At 56.8% G+C, this 19,585-nt stretch carries 21 protein-coding genes, 1 tRNA gene and 1 pseudogene; 12 read left to right on the top strand and 11 right to left on the bottom strand.

The window, feature by feature from the left end; all coding sequences use genetic code 11:
* Positions 1–69: 69 nt before the first annotated feature.
* Complete coding sequence (locus tag FHG12_RS09980) at positions 70–1,329, top strand: YdcF family protein (RefSeq protein ID WP_165699363.1); 1,260 nt, start codon at positions 70–72, stop codon at positions 1,327–1,329.
* 29 nt (positions 1,330–1,358) lie between these two features.
* Complete coding sequence (locus FHG12_RS09985; RefSeq protein WP_139515596.1) at positions 1,359–3,431, top strand: glycoside hydrolase domain-containing protein; 2,073 nt, start codon at positions 1,359–1,361, stop codon at positions 3,429–3,431.
* Between the two features lie 40 nt (positions 3,432–3,471).
* Here the strand turns inward: FHG12_RS09985 and FHG12_RS09990 are convergent, their stop codons facing one another.
* The 9 genes and pseudogenes from FHG12_RS09990 to pheS form a co-directional block, all read right to left on the bottom strand.
* Positions 3,472–4,515 (bottom strand): DUF1259 domain-containing protein, encoded by a 1,044-nt coding sequence (locus FHG12_RS09990; protein WP_139515597.1) that lies wholly within the window; start codon positions 4,513–4,515, stop codon positions 3,472–3,474.
* Positions 4,516–4,562: 47 nt separating this feature from the next.
* On the bottom strand, positions 4,563–5,198 hold the full coding sequence (locus FHG12_RS09995; RefSeq protein WP_165699364.1) for a chromate transporter: 636 nt from the start codon (positions 5,196–5,198) through the stop codon (positions 4,563–4,565).
* 83 nt (positions 5,199–5,281) lie between these two features.
* Positions 5,282–5,902, bottom strand: a complete 621-nt coding sequence (locus FHG12_RS10000; protein WP_139515598.1) for a chromate transporter — start codon at positions 5,900–5,902, stop codon at positions 5,282–5,284.
* Positions 5,859–6,260, bottom strand: coding sequence for a helix-turn-helix transcriptional regulator (locus FHG12_RS21135; protein ID WP_230471392.1), 402 nt, complete (start codon positions 6,258–6,260; stop codon positions 5,859–5,861). The genes FHG12_RS10000 and FHG12_RS21135 overlap by 44 nt, the downstream gene beginning before the upstream one ends.
* Positions 6,261–6,442: 182 nt before the next feature.
* Positions 6,443–6,634: pseudogene (locus FHG12_RS21275) on the bottom strand (chromate resistance protein ChrB domain-containing protein); the annotation flags it as partial.
* Positions 6,635–6,751: 117 nt separating this feature from the next.
* Positions 6,752–6,825: transfer RNA gene (locus FHG12_RS10010), tRNA-Asn, on the bottom strand.
* A 95-nt stretch (positions 6,826–6,920) separates the two neighbouring features.
* The gene (locus FHG12_RS10015) at positions 6,921–7,364 is read right to left on the bottom strand and encodes a hypothetical protein (protein WP_139515599.1); all 444 of its coding nucleotides are present in this window, start codon (positions 7,362–7,364) and stop codon (positions 6,921–6,923) included.
* Positions 7,351–8,223, bottom strand: coding sequence for a 3-hydroxyacyl-CoA dehydrogenase NAD-binding domain-containing protein (locus tag FHG12_RS10020; RefSeq protein WP_139515600.1), 873 nt, complete (start codon positions 8,221–8,223; stop codon positions 7,351–7,353). Before FHG12_RS10020 ends, FHG12_RS10015 begins: the two co-directional genes overlap by 14 nt.
* A 188-nt stretch (positions 8,224–8,411) precedes the next feature.
* The gene (pheS, locus tag FHG12_RS10025) at positions 8,412–9,455 is read right to left on the bottom strand and encodes a phenylalanine--tRNA ligase subunit alpha (protein ID WP_139515601.1); all 1,044 of its coding nucleotides are present in this window, start codon (positions 9,453–9,455) and stop codon (positions 8,412–8,414) included.
* Between the two features lie 210 nt (positions 9,456–9,665).
* Between pheS and FHG12_RS10030 the strand changes: the two genes are divergently transcribed.
* The 3 genes from FHG12_RS10030 to FHG12_RS10040 all read left to right on the top strand — a co-directional run bounded on the left by FHG12_RS10030 (position 9,666) and on the right by FHG12_RS10040 (position 11,345).
* On the top strand, positions 9,666–10,148 hold the full coding sequence (locus tag FHG12_RS10030; RefSeq protein WP_139515602.1) for a hypothetical protein: 483 nt from the start codon (positions 9,666–9,668) through the stop codon (positions 10,146–10,148).
* A gap of 134 nt (positions 10,149–10,282) precedes the next feature.
* Positions 10,283–10,636 (top strand): hypothetical protein, encoded by a 354-nt coding sequence (locus FHG12_RS10035; protein ID WP_139515603.1) that lies wholly within the window; start codon positions 10,283–10,285, stop codon positions 10,634–10,636.
* Positions 10,637–10,772: 136 nt separating this feature from the next.
* Positions 10,773–11,345 carry a hypothetical protein gene (locus FHG12_RS10040; protein WP_139515604.1) on the top strand — a complete coding sequence of 191 codons (573 nt, stop codon included), beginning with the start codon at positions 10,773–10,775 and terminating at the stop codon, positions 11,343–11,345.
* A gap of 81 nt (positions 11,346–11,426) precedes the next feature.
* Here FHG12_RS10040 and FHG12_RS10045 read toward each other — a convergent pair whose 3' ends face one another.
* Positions 11,427–12,707 (bottom strand): M16 family metallopeptidase, encoded by a 1,281-nt coding sequence (locus FHG12_RS10045; RefSeq protein WP_139515605.1) that lies wholly within the window; start codon positions 12,705–12,707, stop codon positions 11,427–11,429.
* A 185-nt stretch (positions 12,708–12,892) separates the two neighbouring features.
* On the opposite strand from FHG12_RS10045, the gene FHG12_RS10050 reads away from it, so the two are divergent.
* The 6 genes from FHG12_RS10050 (at position 12,893) to lipA (ending at position 18,380) form a co-directional block, all read left to right on the top strand.
* On the top strand, positions 12,893–14,875 hold the full coding sequence (locus FHG12_RS10050; protein WP_139515606.1) for an alpha-ketoacid dehydrogenase subunit alpha/beta: 1,983 nt from the start codon (positions 12,893–12,895) through the stop codon (positions 14,873–14,875).
* Between the two features lie 117 nt (positions 14,876–14,992).
* The gene (locus FHG12_RS10055) at positions 14,993–15,307 is read left to right on the top strand and encodes a hypothetical protein (RefSeq protein ID WP_165699365.1); all 315 of its coding nucleotides are present in this window, start codon (positions 14,993–14,995) and stop codon (positions 15,305–15,307) included.
* 85 nt (positions 15,308–15,392) lie between these two features.
* Positions 15,393–15,713, top strand: a complete 321-nt coding sequence (locus FHG12_RS10060; protein WP_139515608.1) for a hypothetical protein — start codon at positions 15,393–15,395, stop codon at positions 15,711–15,713.
* 8 nt (positions 15,714–15,721) lie between these two features.
* The gene (ytxJ, locus tag FHG12_RS10065) at positions 15,722–16,066 is read left to right on the top strand and encodes a bacillithiol system redox-active protein YtxJ (protein WP_139515609.1); all 345 of its coding nucleotides are present in this window, start codon (positions 15,722–15,724) and stop codon (positions 16,064–16,066) included.
* A gap of 373 nt (positions 16,067–16,439) precedes the next feature.
* A complete protein-coding gene (locus tag FHG12_RS10070) occupies positions 16,440–17,228 on the top strand; it encodes a hypothetical protein (protein ID WP_139515610.1) in 789 nt (262 codons plus the stop codon).
* A gap of 249 nt (positions 17,229–17,477) precedes the next feature.
* Positions 17,478–18,380 carry a lipoyl synthase gene (gene lipA, locus FHG12_RS10075; RefSeq protein ID WP_222940546.1) on the top strand — a complete coding sequence of 301 codons (903 nt, stop codon included), beginning with the start codon at positions 17,478–17,480 and terminating at the stop codon, positions 18,378–18,380.
* A gap of 75 nt (positions 18,381–18,455) precedes the next feature.
* On the opposite strand, the gene FHG12_RS10080 is transcribed toward lipA, so the two are convergent.
* Positions 18,456–19,049, bottom strand: a complete 594-nt coding sequence (locus FHG12_RS10080; protein ID WP_165699366.1) for a DUF4136 domain-containing protein — start codon at positions 19,047–19,049, stop codon at positions 18,456–18,458.
* 210 nt (positions 19,050–19,259) lie between these two features.
* Between FHG12_RS10080 and FHG12_RS10085 the strand changes: the two genes are divergently transcribed.
* Positions 19,260–19,556: a hypothetical protein gene (locus tag FHG12_RS10085; protein ID WP_139515612.1), complete on the top strand. Its 297-nt coding sequence runs from the start codon at positions 19,260–19,262 to the stop codon at positions 19,554–19,556.
* Positions 19,557–19,585: the final 29 nt, after the last annotated feature.

The following is a 19,585-nucleotide window of genomic DNA, read 5'->3' on the forward strand; positions in this document are numbered from 1 at the left end:
GGGTACTGCTGCCCCGCGCTTTCTTCCCGGCGAATGGGAAGCCACTGTCCGCACCATTCTCTCCCACTTATGTCTTGGCGATATCTTTTTAGGCTGACGGCGCTCCTGTGTTGCGTGCCAATTTTGGGCTCGGCGCAACCGGTGCTTCCCCGGCTGTCGGCCGCGCGTACCGATTCGGTAATCGTCGCCAAAACCTTTCCGCTGCTGTCGCTCTTCGAAACGCACCCCGCGCTTCGCCGCGCCTTGCAAACCGATCCGGAATTGCAGCGCATCAGCCGCCGACAGGCCGAACGCACGTACCAAGCGTTGCGCAAAGGCCCACCCGAGCCGCAGCGCTACGCCGATTCGTTGGCGTGGAACCCGCAGGAAATACAAGTTGTAGGTAAGTATTTGGTTAATAAATACTTACATAACAATGAATTGCATGCCGCGCTAGCTCCCGTATTGGCCAAAACCGGCCGCTACCCCGTGTATGCCGATAGGCCCGATACGGCGGTGCTGCGGTTGGCTTGGCGCGATGCAGCGCTTGGCCTCAACCGCATTGTGCGGGTGTATTTTGGTAATGCTGTGCCACGCTACCCGGCCATTGATTCCAGTAGCTTCCGGCGCCACGATGCAGCCTTTGCGAAGCAGGTGCGCGCTGATTTACGGCCGCTCAGCCGCAAAGCCCGGCGCCATTCAGATGGCTATTATACCTTGCCTCTGCAAGCTGCGCTGCTGGCCCTGCGCCTCAACCAGCGCGACGAAGCCGCCCGTTACGAGCCGCTGGAAGCGGGTCTGAATCAGGCCCCGCGTGCGGCTGTGGCCACCACAGCATGGGTGCGTTATCCTTACAGCCTGATTCTGGTGCCGGGGCACGGGCCCGAAGAAACCGGGGTGGCCCTCGACACGCTGGGTGCTTACCGTTGCCGGCTGGCGGCGGCCAGCTTCCGCAAAGGGCAAGCACCGTTCATCATGGTTTCGGGCGGCCATGTGCATCCTAACAAGACGCCGTACTGCGAAGCGGTCGAAATGAAAAGATACTTGGTCGAAAAGCTCGGTTTGCCCGATGCGGCGGTGCTCATCGAGCCCCATGCCCGCCACACAACCACCAACCTGCGCAACGCCGTCCGGATGCTCTACAATTTCGGCATGCCCACCGACCGGCCTGTGCTCACTGTCACCGACGCGGCGCAGAGCCGCAGCATTGTAGCCATGGCCGAGCGCTGCAAACAGGAGTTCGGCTACGTGCCGTATCGCGACATGCAACGGCTGTCGGATGAAGAAAGCGTCTGCTTTCCCGTTCCCGAAGCCCGTCAGCCCGACCCCTACGATCCGCTTGATCCATAGGGACTTGATCCATAGAGAGTTATAGACGCATGAAATACTTTTGGTGGGTATGGCTGGTTTTGCTGCCGCGGCTTGGCGGCGCTCAGTCCCTGACACCCGCGGAGCAGGTTAATGTGTTTTTGGGCTCCTCCGGCGACCACGGCCAACTGTCGCCGGCCGCTTCGTACCCATTCAGCATGGTCAGCCTGGGGCCGCAAACCTACCCGAATACGCACACGGGCTACGAGCACTTGGCGCGTAAATTCTTGGGTTTCACGCACAACCGCTTCGAGGGCGTGGGGTGCCAAGGCAGCGGCGGCAACTTGTTGGTGAAGCCATTTATGGGCGCTAACCCCGCGCAGACCGAACTGCTGAAAACCGCCGAACAAGCCGAACCGGGCTATTATAGCGTCGCATTCAAAAATGGCCAAAAGGCCGAGCTAACCGTCGCCCAGAAGGTTGGCCTGCACCGTTATTACTTTCCGGCCGGGGAGCGCGGCCTGTTTTTCGACCTGAGCCACTCCTTCGTCAACCGATTTAGGCAGGAGCAGCATACCACACAAGGCGCGACGCTGAGTGGCTGGATAGAGGCGGCAACTACTTGTGATGCAGGGGTTTATAAAATATATTATTACCTCGAAATCACGCAGTCGGTGCAGTGGGAAACCACGGACCTGCACCAGTTGATTGCTCGGTTGCCGGCTGGTGCAGCGGGCGAGGTGGAGATGCGGGTGGCTTTTTCTTCCGTCAGCGTCGAGCATGCCCGCGCGGCGCTGGCGGCCCGGCGCACGGCTACTTTTGAGGCCCTTCGGCAGGAGAGCCGGCAAGCCTGGAATGCGTTACTGACTCACGTGCAGGTGAAAGGCGAGCCGGCGCGCGAAAAGCTCTTTTACTCGTTGCTCTACCGCACGTTGCAATCGCCCTACGTGGTGTCGGAGCCGGATGGTACTTACCGGGCAATCGATGGCTCCCTGCAGAAAGCGCCGCGTCCCGTGTACAACGGCTGGGCCGTGTGGGATAACTACCATACCCAGCTGCCCTTGTTATCGTTGGTGTATCCTTCTGAATATCAAAATATTGCGTTTTCGCTTGCTAATCTGTATCGCTTTGGCAAGAAAGACTTTGCGACGGCCCACGAGCCTTCGCCCACGGTCCGGACCGAGCACACCATCGTGGTGTTGCTCGACGCTTACCGAAAGGGTTACGCCGTAGATCTGCGCGGCATCCGCGACTCGCTCCTCAGCGAAGTCAATCGGTTGGACTACTCGCACCCCGACAAGGCGCTGGAATCGTCCTACGATGCCTGGGCCTTGGCTGAAATTCTGGGGGAGTTGAAAGAGAAAAAACTGAGTGCGCAGTATCGTCGGAAGGCATTGCAGTACAAAGAGTTATGGCAAAAGGATTTTCAGGATTTGACCAAGCCCGATGTCGATAAGCTGCCGGCGCGGGGCATGTACCAAGGCACGATTTGGCAATACCGGTGGGCCGTTCCCTTCGACGTGAAAGGCCTGATGGAATTGATGGGCGGCGAGCCGGTTTTTCGGACCCAGCTCGATGCATTTTTTGGCGGCGATTATTATAACCACGCCAACGAAACCGATTTGCAGGCTCCTGCGCTCTACAACGCTACCCGCGAGCCCTGGAAATCGCAGGCCCTAATGCACCAGCTAGCCGTCGATACGGTAGTGCAGCACTACTTCAACGACAACAGCCGGGGCATCGACCCTTACATCGGCCGTATTTACCAGAACCAGCCGCAAGCCTACGTGCGCACCATGGACGACGATGCCGGCGCCATGTCGGCGTGGTACGTATGGTCGGCTTGTGGGCTGATGCCGGCCTGCGTAGGCTCGCCAGTGTACTACCTCACGTTGCCGCTTTTTCAGGAACTTACGCTCCAGGTTGCCGCGAAAAAACGTTTGGTCATACGGGTGGAAAACTATGCTCCGGCGCGGCGCTACATCCAGGCGGCGCGCCTGAACGGAAAAGCCATTGATCGCAATTGGCTTACGCACAAAGAGTTATCAGCTGGTGGCGAGCTTATGCTTGTGGCATCCGATACGCCCAACACCCAGTGGGGCCTGCAACACCCTTGGGTTACGGATGGGCAGGGAGCCAACTAGCGAGAAGGTGTAGTTGCAAAAATTGCTGATAACCAGCGTTTTAATGCTTCATGCCATCCATCGCGGGCATGGTGCGGGGCTTGCCTAGCTGGTCTAGCGCCGCCCGAAATCCGGTGGCCAGCTGCGCAGCAGGGCCTTGCCCATAGTAGTGCAGAAACATCATGCGCGGCTGGTCGAAGAGCATGTGGTTGTGCACGGCCACGACTTCGAGGTTGTGGGCACGAAGCGCCTTGATGACGGGGTTTACTTCGTGCTCCAGCATGGCAATGTCGCCGGCAATGTGAGCCGCCGCTGCCGCGCCCGCAAACGAAGCCCACGAGTTTAGGCCGATGGCGGCCGTCATCTCCGTATTCATCATTACTACCTGCAAATCATCGCGGCCGATGGTGTATTTGTAGGTAGGTCCGTTTACGGTGCCTGAGTATCCTACTATCTTATCCAAGGCAGGCAGGTCGAAAAGCTCTTTGCCCGTGGGCGTTGCTCCGGCCGCCGAGGTCGCCGTGTTGCCCGCTTGGGCAGCCGGGGCTGCTGGGCTCGGCGGTTGGTTGGCGGGCAACAGCTTGGAGTCTTTGAGGGTGGTGGCAAATTTGCGGGCCAAGTCGGCCGGAGTGCCCATGCCGTGAAGATGCATATAGAAGATGCGGGGCTCTTCGTAGAAGAAATGGTTGTGTACCGCCCCGATTTCCAGCCCATTAGCCAGCGCGGCCGACATTAGGGGCGCAACTTCTTCCTGCAGCAGCACCATGTCGCTCATGAGCATGGCCGATTTGCCGTCCAGCGTATGCTTAATGGCTACCCAGCCCCCAAAGCCAAACGGAATGGGTACGGGCTCACCTTTGATGCGCATCTTCAAATCGTTGCGCGGCAACGCGGTGTTGTGGGTCGCCTGTGCCTCGGCGTAGGTGCCTTTCTTGCCCAGGGCGGCCTCAATGCTGGCAATTTCGGCGGTCGTCAAGGCAGGCGTCTTGCCCTTGGCAAAGCCAGCGCTGGTGGCCGCCTCAATGGAACCGACGCGAAGCAGGGAAGACGCCCCCACAAGCGCCGTAGCCCGCAGAGCGTCGCGCCGAGAAATACAATGACTCATAACCCCAGAATTTACAAGAATGGAATGCTTATGTAATATACTTATAATCAAATGTTTATAGAGGTGCCCAGATAATAAAGCAACCCTGCTAACGCGCTCACGCCAATCCAGAGGATCATGTTGACCTTCATGCGATACAATGCCACAAGGGAAAGCAAAATCCACAGCAAGCTGGGCCAGTGCAGCGCACCGAGGCGCAACAACCCCGACGGAAAGAGCACGGCCTGCCCCAAATACACCGCCAAATTCAATATCACCCCAACTACGGCGGCAGTAATGATGCTCAGCACGGCCTTCAGGGGTAGGTTATGCTGGGTGCGCTCAATGAGCGGGGCCCCGACCAGAATAAAAACGAAGCAGGGCAGGAAGGTATAGTAAGTGGTGGTCAGCAACCCCAGCGACCCGGCTGCCAGCGAACCTCCGAAATGCGTGTAGCCGCCCATAAAACCCACGAAGGCCAATACCATAATGAGGGGGCCGGGTGTGGTTTCGCCCAAGGCAAGGCCATCGAGCATCTGGCCCTGCGTAAGCCAATGCAGGTTTTCTACGCTCACCTGCGCTACATAAGGGAGCACGGCATAGGCACTGCCAAAGGTTACCAGCGCCGCCTGCGTGAAAAACAGGGTGAGGGTGCGCCAGAACGAAAAATCAGTAGAAATGAGCGCCAGCAGCCCCAGCGGCAAAACCCAAAGCCCCAGTGCAACAGCCAGTTGACGCAGCAGGCGCGGCAGCGAAAAACCTGTACCCGGTATTGCCGAGCGAGTTGTCAGGAAATACCCTTCCTCCGCCTGCGCGGCTCGGGCTTGGCTCGCAGCCGTCGCAACGGGCGGCGAAAAAAACTGCGGGCCAGCAGGGCAATCACGCCGGCGCCAATGATGAGCAGCGGAAACGGCACATTCAGACAGAAGATGCCTACGAAGCTGGCCGCCGCAACTACGTAGTGCAATGGGCTCAGCAGCGACTTTTGCCCAATCTTCACCATGACCAGCACAATGATGGCCACCACGGCGGGCTTCAACCCCAAAAACACTCCCTGTAAGGCGGGCAACGTTCCTATCGTGACGTAGAAAAGGCTCAGTGCCAACAGAATAAATACTGAAGGCAGCACAAACAGAATGCCTGCCACCAAGCCGCCACGCGTGCCGTGCAGCAGCCAGCCGATATACGTGGCCAACTGCTGGGCTTCGGGGCCGGGCAGCAACATGCAATAGTTCAGGGCGTGCAGAAATTTGGCATCGGAAATCCAGCGCTTCTCCTCCACTAACACCGTGTGCATAATGGCAATCTGCCCGGCTGGGCCGCCGAAGCTGATGAAGCCCAGCTTAAGCCAGAAGCGTACCGCCTCAGCAAATGTAGGCTTGGCTATTGGAGTAATGGATTGATTCATAGATATATAGCCTCGGAGGTAAGTTGTGCTGCCGGGCCTTATCGATGCGCAGCTTGCGGATGTACTCGCCAAAGGAGAGGTTGTCGAAGTAGCGCGCAAACTCGCGGGAAAGATAAGTGGGATTGACCTTCAGCGTCTCGGCCACATCGGTCAGGCGCAGACTCAGGTTCGTATCCAGATTGTCCTGAATCAGATCACGCAGTTGCCCAGCCCATGCCGACGGCGGACTGCTTCGGTCTTTGTTGCGCTGCAAATAGGCAGTATATACTTGCACCAGCAGTTGCTCTTCGGGCTGCTGCGTAGGGGGCTGCCCTTGCAGGTGCTGCGCCCAGCTATAGAGCGCGTCATAAAGTACCAACCCCTGCTGTAGTAGCTGGTGGTCGTCGCGAATGTTATAAGCAAGCCCCGCCGAGATGGCCCAAAGTCCAGCCGCCTACTGCGCCAGCGCACGGTTATCCGTATCTGCTCCGCGCACGATGGGGTCAAGGCATGCAAGGCCGGGTCGGTGAGCTGGTATTTGCGCAGGAAGTAATCGAAGGTGCAGTCGGTGCCGTAATGCGTAAATTCTACCTCCGGCACATCGAAGGGGATAGCCCCTGTTTGGGCGGCCGTGGGCATAACCTCGGCAGCCGGTACATACAGGATTTGCGCCGCCGGGTCTATAAACCGTAGAATCAGCCACGGACAAGCCAGCCGATCAATCTTGGGACGTTCGCGGGTGATCCACTGCATCGTTCAAGTTGGGGTTTAACCTTTGTCACCGGCAATCAGGCACATCCAGCTCAATACCGTGGACAAAGAGAAAGCCCGCTAACATACTAATAAATAGTGCGTTAGCGGGCTTGTCTGCGCTCCCTCCTGGGCTCGAACCAGGGACCCTCTGATTAACAGTCAGATGCTCTAACCGGCTGAGCTAAGGAAGCGGTTATGGCGGCGTTTTTATGCCGTTGCGGGTGCAATATTAGGGCAAAGACTCGCGATGTGCAAGAACTTTTCTGAAAATTTGATGCAAAAACTGTTAGTTAATGATTGTCAGGATGTTGCCAGAGAGGGAAGTGGTGTACTGCCGCAGCGGCCTATTAGCGGGGCCACCTTGCACCTGGCCCTGCAAATTGAACACCGATCCGCAGCAGGAATCTGCCAAAAATAGCCGTGAAGCATCGATGTGAACGCGGGCGCAAGCGTCGTAAGGCTTGTAAGAGCAGTTACGGTCGAAGGCAAGGTAGCTGGACGCATTCTGGCGCACAATGACCAAGCCACGCACCCCGCCAGCGTGGTAGGCAACGCCGTTGTTGAAGCGCAGCGCTGAGTATTCCTGGTTCGTTAAGTTAAGCTGCTCGTTGAAGGCGACAAACGGAATCGCGGGCTCGGCGTTGTTGTCGGAGCCGCAACCAGCCAACCCGAGCTGGCTGCCGAACAAAGCAAGTACGGCGAAAGCGCGCAGCGTATTAAGAGTAGTCATAAAAGCCTTTGCCGGTTTTGCGGCCGTGATGGCCGGCGTCTACCTTTTGCTGTTGAATACGACTGGGTCGAAACTTTGGGTCGTAATGAAACGCCTCAAACATGGCGCTGGTGACCGAAAAGTTTGTGTCGACGCCAATCAAATCCATCAACCGGAACGGGCCCATTTTAAATCCGGTGGCCTCCAGCAATTCGTCCACGACAGTGAACGGTGCCACCTGCTCTTCCACAATTTTGAGGCTCTCGACATAAAAATGCCGGGCCACGCGGTTCACAATGAACCCGGGGGCATCGGCCGCGCGCACGGGTTTTTTGCCCAATTGCACGGCCAAATTAAAGACGGCCTCAGCCACTGCCGGAGCTGTTGCGGCCCCACTAATCACCTCCACCAGAGCCATAACGGGCGCCGGATTGAAAAAATGCATCCCTACCACTCGCTCTGGATGCGGCACGGGTGCGGCCAAGCGTGTGATGGGCAACGAAGAGGTGTTAGAGGCCAGAATGGTAGTGGCGGAGTTTAGGCCCGCCAATTCCTGAAACAGCTGGTGCTTCACAGTAAGCTTTTCTACCACAGCCTCAATAATCAGGTCGGCTTGTACCATCACTAGGTCTGTGGTAGGGTGCAAGAGGGCCAAAGCGGCATCTCGTGCTTCGGCCGTGAGCTTGCCTTTTTCGACCCCTTTCGCCAACCCGGCAGCTATGGCCTGCTGCGCTTTTTCGAGGATAGTAGGGTTAAGGTCGAACAGAATCGTTGGAAACCCGTGCTGTACGCAAATCTGAGCGATACCCAAGCCCATCGTGCCCGCCCCCACCACGGCAATGGTTCGGATGTCGATGACCGGGGGCTGGGTGGTTTCCATAGATTGTTTTGTAAATATTTGATTATAAGGAAATTAGTACAAATACTTTTGTCATCAGGAACGTAGTGAAGTATGTCTACCGCTTTGCTGCTACGCTACTTACTTAAAAGGAGTTAGCGCTCATGTAGCGTTCTTCCCTGCGTTCGTGCTGACGGGCGCAGGGGTAAAGGATAAAGGAATATATTTCCTTACTGCACGCTCTCAAACTGGCGCAGGAAGCGCATGTCGTTCTCGGTGAACAAGCGCAGGTCTTTGATCTGGTATTTGAGCATTGTGATGCGCTCGATGCCCATGCCCCAAGCGTAACCCGAGTAGCGTTCGGGGTCGATGCCGCTCTTCTCCAGCACGTTGGGGTCGACCATGCCGCAGCCGCCGATTTCAACCCACCCCGTGTATTTGCAGATGTTGCAACCCGTGCCTTTGCAAATCAGGCAGGTGATGTCGATTTCGGCGCTGGGCTCGGTGAACGGGAAGAACGACGGCCGGAAACGAATCTGGATATCCTGTCCGAACATCTCCTGCACGAAGTAATACACGGTTTGCTTCAGGTCGGCGAAGCTGACGCCTTCGTCGATGAAAATGCCTTCCACCTGATGAAACATCATGTGGGCGCGGGCCGAAATGGCTTCGTTGCGGAACACGCGGCCAGGCATAATGCTGCGGATCGGCGGCTTCTGCGATTCCATCACCCGCACCTGCACGGTGCTGGTGTGCGTGCGCAGCAGGTGGTCGTTGCCGGGATTGGCGGGGTCGCGGGTCACGAAGAACGTATCCTGCATGTCGCGGGCCGGGTGGTTTTCGGGGAAGTTGAGGGCCGTGAAGTTGTGCCAATCGTCCTCAATCTCAGGGCCTTCGGCGACGTTGAAGCCGATGCGGGAGAATATCCGCACCATTTCCTCGCGCACCAGCGACAGCGGGTGGCGCGTGCCCAAGGCATTGGGCACAACGGGCAGCGTATAGTCGAAATACGGGTCGGCGGGGGCATTTTGCGCGGCGGCTTCCAACTCCTGCTGGCGGGCGTTGAACTTGTCCAGCGCTTGCTGCTTGAGCTGGTTAAGCTCCTGGCCCACAGCGCGGCGCTGCTCCTGCGGCACCGTCTTGAGCTGGTCGAACAAATCGGCTAGCTGGCCTTTGCGGCCGGTGAAGGCGATGCGGAACTGGTCGAGCTGTTCCGGGGAAGTAACATCGTAGGCTTCGATTTCGGCCCGTAGTTGCGTGATATTCTCCTGCATAGTAAGGCAAAGGTACGGTTCGTAGGCCAACAAAACGCACGCCAGCCGGCCCATAAGCGGTAACGAGCCCGGAATAGGAAATTGGTACGATTGCTGTATTAAGTAGCACTACCAGCCGCGAAACAGATGGAAAGAGGAGGCGCCCCACACTCTATCGGAAGCACGTCGGCATGCTTAGTTCCTTTCTATCACGTTGATTTACTTCTTGTTATGAATCGCCTTCTTTCTTCCTTGTTGATACTGGCCGCGCTGTTTGTAAGTGCTGGCGCCAAAGCGCAGTCTGCTTCTTCAACGGTTGCTCAACCCGCCGCGGTTGACCCATGGGCCACGGCTGCACCTGCCTCCGAAGAGGCTTCTAAAGACTACAACACGGGTTGGATGAGTGCGCCCGGCATGAGCCTAAGCCTGCACGATAAACCCAGCACCGATTACAATGGCCGCCCCATCAAAGCGAAAGCTAAGGCGCGGCGCGCTAGAACTAACGTTGGAGAAATGCCCACCGAGGAAATGCCTGCTTATTACTCGGGCATCATGGTTGCGCCGGGCATGAGCATGACGGCCAACGAGCGGCCCAGCACCGATTACTGGGGTCGCCCACTGCGCCAGCCGGTGCGCCGCAGCAACTCCACGCTGGGCACCCAGCCTACCTCCCTGGAGCCAGTCGGAGCATCTGCCAGCGCCGATTCTTGGTAGGCTAAATCGCCTCTGCTACCGAAGCCGGGCCACCTTTCGTGGCCCGGCTTCGGTTGGAATAATCCATGGGCTGCGTTTCGCCGTATACCCCCTTACCGAGCGTCATTGTATTTCCTCTAGTCCGTCTTCTTCCCATGAGAAAGTTCCTCTTACTTGCGTCGTGCGCCTGCCTACTGGTCGGACTTAGTGAAACCCAAGCCCTGGCTCAACAAACCAAGACCAAGGTAAAGGGCGGTTACCACGGCACCAGCGCTTCGGGTACGCGCCGGGCGCGGTCGGGGGCGTATATGGCGTATAATCGGGCCAACCGCCGCAACGAAGAAGACATGAAGCTTGCTCCGGGAATGCGCATCAACATGCCAGCGCCTCCCACTACCGACTACATGGGGCGTCCGCTGAAGAAGAAAACAAAACCAGTATTGGGCGCAACGTCTATCTCTTCGGAAGTGCCGACCAAAACGTCTACTACTACCTCAAAACGCCGCTAACAGCTGTTTTCTGAGTTTTTCGAAACTCATCTTAGCATTTGCACTGATCGGAGAATCGGTTTGCAGAAGGCACTTTTAAAGACGCTCGTGCGTATAAAGCAGTAACGACCTCTCACTGCTAATGCACACCTTCTATATGTCACGTTTCTTCTTTCCGTGTTTATTGGCGGTAGCTACCCTCAGCAGCTCGGCTGCGCTGGCCCAGCAAACCACTACCACCGTGCCGGCTCAGCCTGCCGCCGCACCGGCAACTACCTCTACTAAGCCCGATGCTGCTTCTCAGTGGGCAACGCCGGCTGCCTCAGACAACGATTCCGACCCCATGTGGCGGTCAGAAGGTCAGATAACCGCACCCGGCTTCACGTCGTCGCCTCCGATGCGCGTGCGCTACGACTATCGGGGCCGCCCTATGGGTGGTCGTCCGGTAAATCGGCCTACGGTAAGATCAACTGCGCCTGCGCTATCGCCCGTGCAGAACGCTGCCGCCGCTACGGCGACTACGCCTGCTGCCGGAGCCGTTGCTCCTGAGGCAACTCCGACGGCTGCACCCGCAACTGCTGCTCCGGTAGCGGCACCTCAACCTACATCTACTGCTTCTAGCTTAAAGGCAACGCCCGCCACGCGCAAGCCAGCAGCTGCGCCGGCTAAAAAACCAGCACCCAAAAAGGTGACCAACGATGGTTGGGGCAATAGCAACAGCGGCTGGTAATCTGGCTTCCAGTATTCTAATTACCCCAACAAAAAGCCCCCCTGCTCAGCAGGGGGGCTTTTTGTTGGGGTAAAATTTGAGTTACTCGGCCTCCGCAGCCAGCAATAAGGTTTCAGCGGGAGCCTTAGGCTCGGCCCGGTAATACAAGGTGCTACTGTTCTCGGGGCGCAATACGTCCTGCGCGGCAGCTAATATCGCCTCCGGGGTAACTGCTTGAATATTAGCACTTTCCTGATTTACAAGATTGGCGTCGCCCATCAGCTTGCAGTAGGCGAGGTTCATGGCTCGGTTGAGCAGCTCAATCTCTCCGAAAACGATGCTGGACTCTGCCTGATTCTTGACCTTTTCCAGTTCTTCGGCTGGCACCAGCTCCGAGCGCAGCTCTTCTATTACTTCCTGCACGGCAGCATCGGCCTGCTCAAGCGTTACGCCAGCGTTGGGTTTGCCGCTGATGACCACCAGACCCGGCTCCAGCGAGCCCGTTACGGAAGCCGAAATGGAGTTGAACAAGGGCCGATCTTTCACCAAACGTTGGTACAGCCGCGACGATTTGCCCCGACCCAATACGTCGCTGAGCAGGTCTACGGTGTAGTAGTTGGGATCTTGGCGGCTGGGCATGTGGTACACTTTGTAGAGCGCGCTCAGCGGCACATCGGCAGTTGTTTCGAGGAAGCGCGGCTCGGTCTGGCGCGGCTCTACGGGGAGCTGGCGCTCGTACTTGGTGCCCCCCGGAATCGGGCCGAACCACTTCTCAGCCAAGCGCTTGGCTTCGGCCAGCGTAACGGCGCCGGCCACCACCAAAATCGCGTTGGCCGGTGAGTAATGCTTTGCAAAAAACGCTCGTACGTCGTCCATTACGGCGTTCTCGATGTGGCTGACTTCTTTGCCGATGGTGGCCCAGTTGTAGGGGTGTTTTTGATACGCGAGCGGCCGCAGCTTCAGCCACACATCGCCATAGGGCTGGTTGAGGTAGTTCTGCTTAAACTCTTCGACCACCACTTTGCGCTGCACTTCGAGGCCATTCTCGGAGAACGCCAAACTCAGCATCCGGTCCGACTCCAGCCAGAAGCCGGTTTCGATGTTGTTGGCGGGCAGCGTGAGGTAGTAGTTGGTAATGTCGGGGGAGGTGAAGGCATTGTTCTCGCCGCCCACCATCTGCAACGGTTCGTCGTAGCTCGGGATATTAACCGAGCCGCTAAACATCAGGTGCTCAAATAGATGTGCAAAGCCCGTGTGTTCCGGGTCTTCGTCGCGCGAGCCGACGTTGTAGAGCACGTTGAGCACGGCAATGGGCGTGGTATGGTCTTCGTGCACAATGCAGCGCAGACCGTTAGCGAGGGTGAATTCTTCGAAATGAATCATGAGGGCAAAACAGGGGTCAGGCTATAATAACTCGGCAGCAGCACCGAAGTTCCTGAAACGCAAAGGCAAGTTGAGAAGATATGCGTCGAATCAAAACCCTGCCGTCACTTGCTCTGAAATCAGAGTGGGCTACCTTTCTCCCAAACCCGTACTTTTGGCACCGCCAATCTTTCCACCCGCCCGCTATGGTCTTCAACCGTAAAGAGTACTCCCAAGATGTGCTGCTGCACCTCTACCAAAACCTGCTCAAACCGCGCCTGATTGAGGAAAAAATGCTCATTCTGCTTCGGCAGGGGAAGGTAAGTAAGTGGTTTTCAGGCATTGGGCAGGAAGCCATCTCGGTAGGCAGCACGCTGGCCCTGGAAGCCGATGAATACATTTTGCCGCTGCACCGCAACTTGGGCGTGTTTACGGGCCGCAACGTACCGCTCGACCGGCTGTTTGCGCAGTGGCAGGGCAAAACCCACGGTTTTACCAAAGGCCGCGACCGCTCCTTTCATTTCGGTACCAACGAGCACCACATCGTGGGCATGATCTCGCATTTGGGGCCGCAACTCGCTGTGGCTGATGGCATTGCGCTGGCTGATCTGCTGGATAAAAAGCAGAAGGTGACGCTGGTGTACAGCGGCGACGGCGGCGCTTCGGAAGGCGATTTCCACGAGGCGCTGAACGTGGCAGCCGTGTGGCAGCTGCCGGTCATCTTCATGATCGAAAACAACGGTTACGGCCTGAGTACGCCCAGCAACGAGCAGTTCCGGTTCAAGTCGTTTACCGACAAAGGTCCCGCTTACGGCATGGAGGCCGTGCAGATTGACGGCAATAATGTGCTGGAAGTGTACGACACGGTGCGCCGCCTCGCCGAAGACCTCCGCCAAAACCCGCGGCCTATCCTGCTCGAAGCCCTGACCTTCCGGATGCGCGGCCACGAGGAGGCCTCCGGTACCAAGTACGTGCCGCAGGAGCTGTTTGAGGAATGGGCTCAGAAAGACCCGGTCGAAACCTACGAAAAGTGGCTGCTCGACGAAAATCTGCTGGATCAGGAAGCCCGCATGCGCTTCCGCGAAACCATCAAGCGCGAAATTGAGGAAGGCCTGAAGGTGGCAGATGCGCTGCCTATGCCCGTAGCCGATGCGGCCACCGAAATAGCCGACATGTACCAGCCCTTCGAGCCAGCCAGCTCGGAACAACCCGCTGCCGACGCATCCACCACCGAAAAACGCTATGTAGACGCCATTTCCGACGGCCTGCGCCAGAGCATGGAGCGCTACCCCGAACTGGTGCTCATGGGCCAAGACATTGCCGAGTACGGCGGCGTGTTCAAAATTACGGACGGCTTCGTAGCGCAGTTTGGCAAGGAGCGCGTGCGCAACACTCCACTGTGCGAATCGGCCATTCTGGGTGCAGGCCTAGGGCTGAGCATCCGGGGCAAAAAGGCGATGGTCGAGATGCAGTTTGCCGACTTTGTAACTTGTGGCTTCAATCAGATTGTCAACAACTTAGCCAAGAGCTATTACCGTTGGGGACAACACGCCGACGTAGTAGTGCGCATGCCTACCGGTGCTGGCTCGGCGGCGGGGCCGTTTCACTCGCAAAGCAACGAAGCGTGGTTTACCCACACGCCGGGCCTGAAGGTGGTGTTTCCTTCTAACCCTCACGATGCCAAGGGGTTACTGAACGCTGCCATCGAAGATCCCAACCCCGTCATGTACTTCGAGCACAAGCTGCTCTACCGCTCCATTAGCGGCCCCGTGCCGGATGCTTATTATACCACGCCCATCGGCAAAGCGGCCCTGGTGCGCGAAGGGGAGGAAATGAGCATCATCACCTACGGCATAGGCGTGCATTGGGCCACACAACTGGCCGACGAGCTCAACCTTTCGGCTGATATTTTGGATCTGCGCACCCTATTGCCCTGGGACGAAGAGGCTGTGCGAAAGACAGTTAGCAAAACTGGTCGCGTAATCCTGCTGCACGAAGACACCCTTACAGGTGGCCTTGGCGGCGAAATTGCAGCCTGGATTGCGGAGCATTGTTTTCAGTACCTCGATGCGCCGGTGCAGCGCGTGGCCTCGCTGGATACCGCCGTGCCGTTTGCGCCGCCGCTGGAAAAGATTTTCCTACCGCAGCAGCGCCTGCGCGAGCGCGTCGAGAAGCTATTGGCTTATTAAGAAGTGATATTCATTAACTATTTGATTGACAAGTATTTGTGAATTATTGTTTAGGATTCTTCCGGAGTCGTTATCTTTCTGCTTGATTTCGTGCTTACTAACGTGCCAGTTGGCGTCATGAGTTTGAGTATTTCGCGTGTGTTGCGCCGGAGCGTAGGGTTTGTTTTGTTGAGCGTGTTGCTTCTCGGGGCGTGTCGGCCTTATCGGCTGCCTACTCCCACCGGGCCGCCTCAGCCTAAGGTGAAGGCCAGCAAAGTTCCGGCTGACCAAGCCGCCGACGGCCGAACTCTAGGCGGCCCGGCCACCGAAATCAAGCCCCAGAAAAACAGCTACGACAAGCACGGGCTGTTGAAAAAAAGCAAGTACGAGCGGCGGCGTCTGAAGCACAAAGTTGGTCAGCGCAAATTCCTGGGTATCACGCTGCCTTTCTAGTTATCGCGTTAGCCTGGGCGTGTCGTTTTGCGTACAACGAAAGGCTGCTACCCTCTCAATCCCCGTTTTTTTAGTGTATCCGTCTATGCGTCTGTTCTTGGTTGCGGCTGTGTTGTTCTGTGGTATGTCGGCTGCGGCGGCTCAAACAAAATCCATTTCGCCGGGCAAGCAACGGTCCGAAAACCGCAAGGCGCTGCGCGATGCTCGCCGTTCGTCTGCCGAATACAAAGACTCACATTTGGCCGTCAACAAAGCCACCTTCAAGCGGGGCGCCAGCGGCCGCCAAGTCACCCAGAGCGACGGCCGCGATAAGTTTAAGTTCGATAACAGCGGTATGCCGCGCGTAAGCGAACCATCGCATGTGAGTTTGCGTCTTCGTAAGAAGAAATCCACGCCACAAAACTGACTTTCCCCATGATATCTTGGCAACCACTCACCCAGCCCGAACAACTAACCGATATCGTACGCGAGTCGCACGAGCAGCCGGTCATGATTTTTAAGCACAGCACGAGTTGCTCCATTAGCGCGGCGGCCAAAAGCAAACTGGAGCGCCAGTGGGACGAAGCGGGCCTGCAAGAAGCAAAAATCTATTACCTCGACCTGCTCCGCTACCGCCCAATTTCGGCCGAAATCGCGCAGCAGTTTGGCGTTCGGCACGAATCGCCGCAACTGCTGCTGATCCAAGACGGCGAGTGCCGTTACGATGCTTCCCACATGGGAATTCGGTTGAGCGACATAAAAAACCAACTAGCGCAATAATCAGCCAATCAGTTAGTTATACATCGTAGCTGCCATGCTTCGCCGAATCCTTTTTCGCGCCGCATGGCAGCTATTTTATTCGGTTTGCAGCCGGCAGGAAAACTGAACCTGCTGCCGGCTTTGCGGGTTCAGAATAAGCGCCAGCGGGCACGTCCGGGCGATGTTTTTAAGCAAAGCCTAGTCTTACTCTAGCCAACCATCGGGCCTGGGCACGGCTTTGGGGCGCCGACTGGCCGCTACAGCGAGCAGCAGTGCAATTTGTAGTTCAAAAGATGACGATACGATGGCTATAAATTTACGTACTTTCGATAGCGTTGGACCTAACACGCCGCGCCCTTATTGGTTCTATTCCTTTCAAGCTTCGTTGTTAGCTGTGCGCACTTATCTCACTTCCGGATTCTTCCTGCTTGCTACTTTGGGCGCCGGTACGGTGGCGCGGGCGCAGGGTACTACTTCTTCCGACGAGCCCTCGTACCGGAAGGAATTCACGTACGGTGTGAATTTCAATACGCAAGGTGGCCTCATCGGTGGCGTAGCGGTGCGCTCGACCCACGTTCTGTCGCAGGACTGGGCGCGGTTCTGGAGCATTGAAGGCGTGGAAGTGAAGCACCCTAAGGAGCAGAAAGTGGTGAACCCCAATACCGGCGGCACCTTCGTGATCGGCAAGAGCAACTACCTGTTTGTGTTGCGGCCTTCCTTTGGTGCTCAGCGGGTTATCTTCCGCAAAGCTCCCGAATCGGGCGTGCAGGTGAATGCCTTGGCGGGGGCGGGCCCTTCCATTGGCTTGCTGATGCCTTATTACATCTACTACGATTATACCCAGCGCGACCCCAACGGGCGGCCCCTGACCTCCGAAGACATCCGGGCCGAGCAATACGATCCGTTTAAGCATTCCAATGGCAGCCTGATCGTTGATCGTGCGCCGTTGTTTTCGGGGGCGGGCGAATTCAAGGCCAACATTGGGGCGCATGTGCGCGGCGCGCTCAGCTTCGAGTACGGCCGCTACCGCGACGCTGTGGCGGGTATCGAAACGGGCTTTTTGTTTGAGATGTATCCTAACCGTCTCACCATTCTGCGCGCTAACACCGTGCCCGATAGCAAGCTCAACAACCGCTTCTTCCCTTCAGTATACCTGACTTTATATTTGGGTCACAGGAGTTAACTACATGATGTACAGATAATTATAAAATAATCTGTATTGTGCTGGCCTTGTCACGCTGAACGGAGCTTTGGCTCTTTGTTCGCGACGGACAAGGCCTTTTGCTTTTCTACACGAAGACGACGAACGCTCAATAGTGAAAACCGCAGCACAAAACGGCGGCTCTCTTTGTTGAGGGGAAAATAACTTCTCCCCGGGCCGGGTAACTGGCAACCGGCAACTGATAACTACCTTTGCAGCATGGACGAATTGTTGCTGACCCTGCCCATCATTCAGCCCGAAGCGGCTGCTCCGGCCGCTCCTGCCAAACCACGCAAGCCTGACTGGCTCCGCGTGAAGCTTCCCGTAGGCCCGGCCTACGCCAACGTTCGCCGCCTAGTGGACGAACACAAACTGCATACCATCTGCGAAAGCGGAAATTGTCCTAATATGGGCGAGTGCTGGGGTGCCGGCACGGCCACCTTTATGATTCTGGGTAACGTGTGCACGCGTTCGTGCTCGTTTTGTGCTGTGGCCACGGGCCGCCCGAACGAATACGATACCGACGAGCCCCGCCGCGTAGCCGAAGCCATTCAGCTGATGGGCGTGAAGCACGCCGTGATTACCTCTGTTAACCGCGACGAGCTCAAAGACCGCGGAGCCAGCATCTGGCTCGAAACGGTGGTGCGCGTGAAAGAACTTTCGCCTTCCACGACCATTGAAACGCTCATTCCCGACGTGAAAGCCAACTGGGAAGCGCTGGACACAATGATCGCTGGCGGACAGGAAGTCGTGTCGCACAACATCGAAACGGTGGGCAGTCTCTATCGTTTGGTGCGTCCGCAGGCCAAATACGATCGCTCGCTGGAGCAAATCCGGCGCACGAAAGCAGCTGGCAAGCGCACCAAATCGGGTATCATGCTGGGCTTGGGCGAGCAGAAAGACGAGCTGTACAAAGCCATGGACGACTTAGTCGAAAACGGCCTCGACATCCTGACGCTTGGCCAGTACCTGCAACCTACCAAGCGCCACCTGGAGGTAGCCGAATTTATTCATCCTGATCTCTTTGCCCATTACCGCGAAGAAGGCTTGCGCCGCGGCCTGAAGTACGTAGAGTCCGGTCCGTTGGTGCGCAGCAGCTACCATGCTGAGCGCCATGTAAACGTGCCGATTTAGCGCAGTGGAATTCATCAAAACAAAAGCCCGGTTGCACTGCAACCGGGCTTTTGTTTTGATAATCAGATCGTTGTATTAACGACGGGCTTGGTTGTCTTGGGGCGGATACGTGCCCAAGATGCCACCGACGATGCGGTACACTTCTTCCTGCGAAATGGTCTGGTTGTCTACCTGCGCCTGACCTTGACCGCGCCATGCTAGTTCTTTGCGCTTGGCGTCCACTAAGTCAATGATCACAGTGCCGGCTCGGTAGTTGGTAACCGGCGTGTAGCCACGGTAGCCATAGCCATATCCATAATAAGGATAGCCTAAGCCGTTGTAGTAAGGCGAGATTTGTTGCTTATCTTCTACTTTGGCATTGTAAGCGACGTACAAATCAGGGTTCGAATCGACGCGTGTCAGGCCTTTGCGCGACATCTCGGCCTCCACGGCAGAACGCAGGCGCTGATCCAAGAACGATTGGTAGCCTTTAGCAGGGCCGCCTTCTGCGTCCGTGACTTGTTGCGGATACCAAGCCCAGGTTTTGTAGTTCCGGAAGTTCACGCTGTGGTCAAAATCCGAGGTGACGCCAACGCGCGACGAAGTGCAACTGGAGGCGCCCAACAACAACGACAGACCAACCGCAGCCAGAGCGGCCGGGCGGGCAAAGAAACGGGTGAGACGGTTCATATAAGCTGGTTGCATGATTAGGTGAGGGGCTTACTTTGGCCGCTTCCGAAACTCGGAAAAAGGTGGCTTTTCGGCTTGTCTTATAAACGTTGCAGTATAGACCAACGTTCCCAGAATGCAAAAGTCGGCTGCTCTATTACACGTTAAATTTTCCTGAATATTGCTGGCTGAGCTTGATATTTTGCTATCTTACCCGCATAAACCTATCATATGACTTCACGCCTACTACTCCTGTTATCTCTTGCTGCACTTGCTTCGTGCAGCGCCGCCAACAACGAAAGCAGCAGCAACCGCAAAAATCAAGGTCCGGTGGCCCACAACACGGTAGTCGAGTGTATACTATACGACGGTATGACCAAGCAGTCGGCCCAACTCTCCACCATCGATTCTGGAGCAGAAGTGCAGGTTATGGATACGGTAGATTCGTATTTTGTCAAAGCCCGCGTCTCAAAAGACGGCAAGGTGCTGAACGGGTACATGTACCGCACTTGCTTCCCGCAGCGCTAGCCCGTTTGGGAGCAGTTCTCGGCAAGGTT

It is taken from the genome of Hymenobacter jejuensis, from assembly GCF_006337165.1.
GTDB lineage: Bacteria > Bacteroidota > Bacteroidia > Cytophagales > Hymenobacteraceae > Hymenobacter > Hymenobacter jejuensis.

Coding starts and splice junctions, on each gene's coding strand:
- FHG12_RS10015 (WP_139515599.1), bottom strand. CDS start 7,364: ATGACTACTCTTAATACGCTGCGCGCTTTCGCCGTACTTGCTTTGTTC.
- FHG12_RS09985 (WP_139515596.1), top strand. CDS start 1,359: ATGAAATACTTTTGGTGGGTATGGCTGGTTTTGCTGCCGCGGCTTGGC.
- FHG12_RS10080 (WP_165699366.1), bottom strand. CDS start 19,049: ATGAACCGTCTCACCCGTTTCTTTGCCCGCCCGGCCGCTCTGGCTGCG.
- FHG12_RS10040 (WP_139515604.1), top strand. CDS start 10,773: ATGTCACGTTTCTTCTTTCCGTGTTTATTGGCGGTAGCTACCCTCAGC.
- FHG12_RS10050 (WP_139515606.1), top strand. CDS start 12,893: ATGGTCTTCAACCGTAAAGAGTACTCCCAAGATGTGCTGCTGCACCTC.
- FHG12_RS10035 (WP_139515603.1), top strand. CDS start 10,283: ATGAGAAAGTTCCTCTTACTTGCGTCGTGCGCCTGCCTACTGGTCGGA.
- ytxJ (WP_139515609.1), top strand. CDS start 15,722: ATGATATCTTGGCAACCACTCACCCAGCCCGAACAACTAACCGATATC.
- FHG12_RS10030 (WP_139515602.1), top strand. CDS start 9,666: ATGAATCGCCTTCTTTCTTCCTTGTTGATACTGGCCGCGCTGTTTGTA.
- FHG12_RS10000 (WP_139515598.1), bottom strand. CDS start 5,902: ATGAATCAATCCATTACTCCAATAGCCAAGCCTACATTTGCTGAGGCG.
- FHG12_RS09980 (WP_165699363.1), top strand. CDS start 70: ATGTCTTGGCGATATCTTTTTAGGCTGACGGCGCTCCTGTGTTGCGTG.
- FHG12_RS10020 (WP_139515600.1), bottom strand. CDS start 8,223: ATGGAAACCACCCAGCCCCCGGTCATCGACATCCGAACCATTGCCGTG.
- pheS (WP_139515601.1), bottom strand. CDS start 9,455: ATGCAGGAGAATATCACGCAACTACGGGCCGAAATCGAAGCCTACGAT.
- FHG12_RS10045 (WP_139515605.1), bottom strand. CDS start 12,707: ATGATTCATTTCGAAGAATTCACCCTCGCTAACGGTCTGCGCTGCATT.
- FHG12_RS09990 (WP_139515597.1), bottom strand. CDS start 4,515: ATGAGTCATTGTATTTCTCGGCGCGACGCTCTGCGGGCTACGGCGCTT.
- FHG12_RS10085 (WP_139515612.1), top strand. CDS start 19,260: ATGACTTCACGCCTACTACTCCTGTTATCTCTTGCTGCACTTGCTTCG.
- FHG12_RS10055 (WP_165699365.1), top strand. CDS start 14,993: ATGAGTTTGAGTATTTCGCGTGTGTTGCGCCGGAGCGTAGGGTTTGTT.
- FHG12_RS10060 (WP_139515608.1), top strand. CDS start 15,393: ATGCGTCTGTTCTTGGTTGCGGCTGTGTTGTTCTGTGGTATGTCGGCT.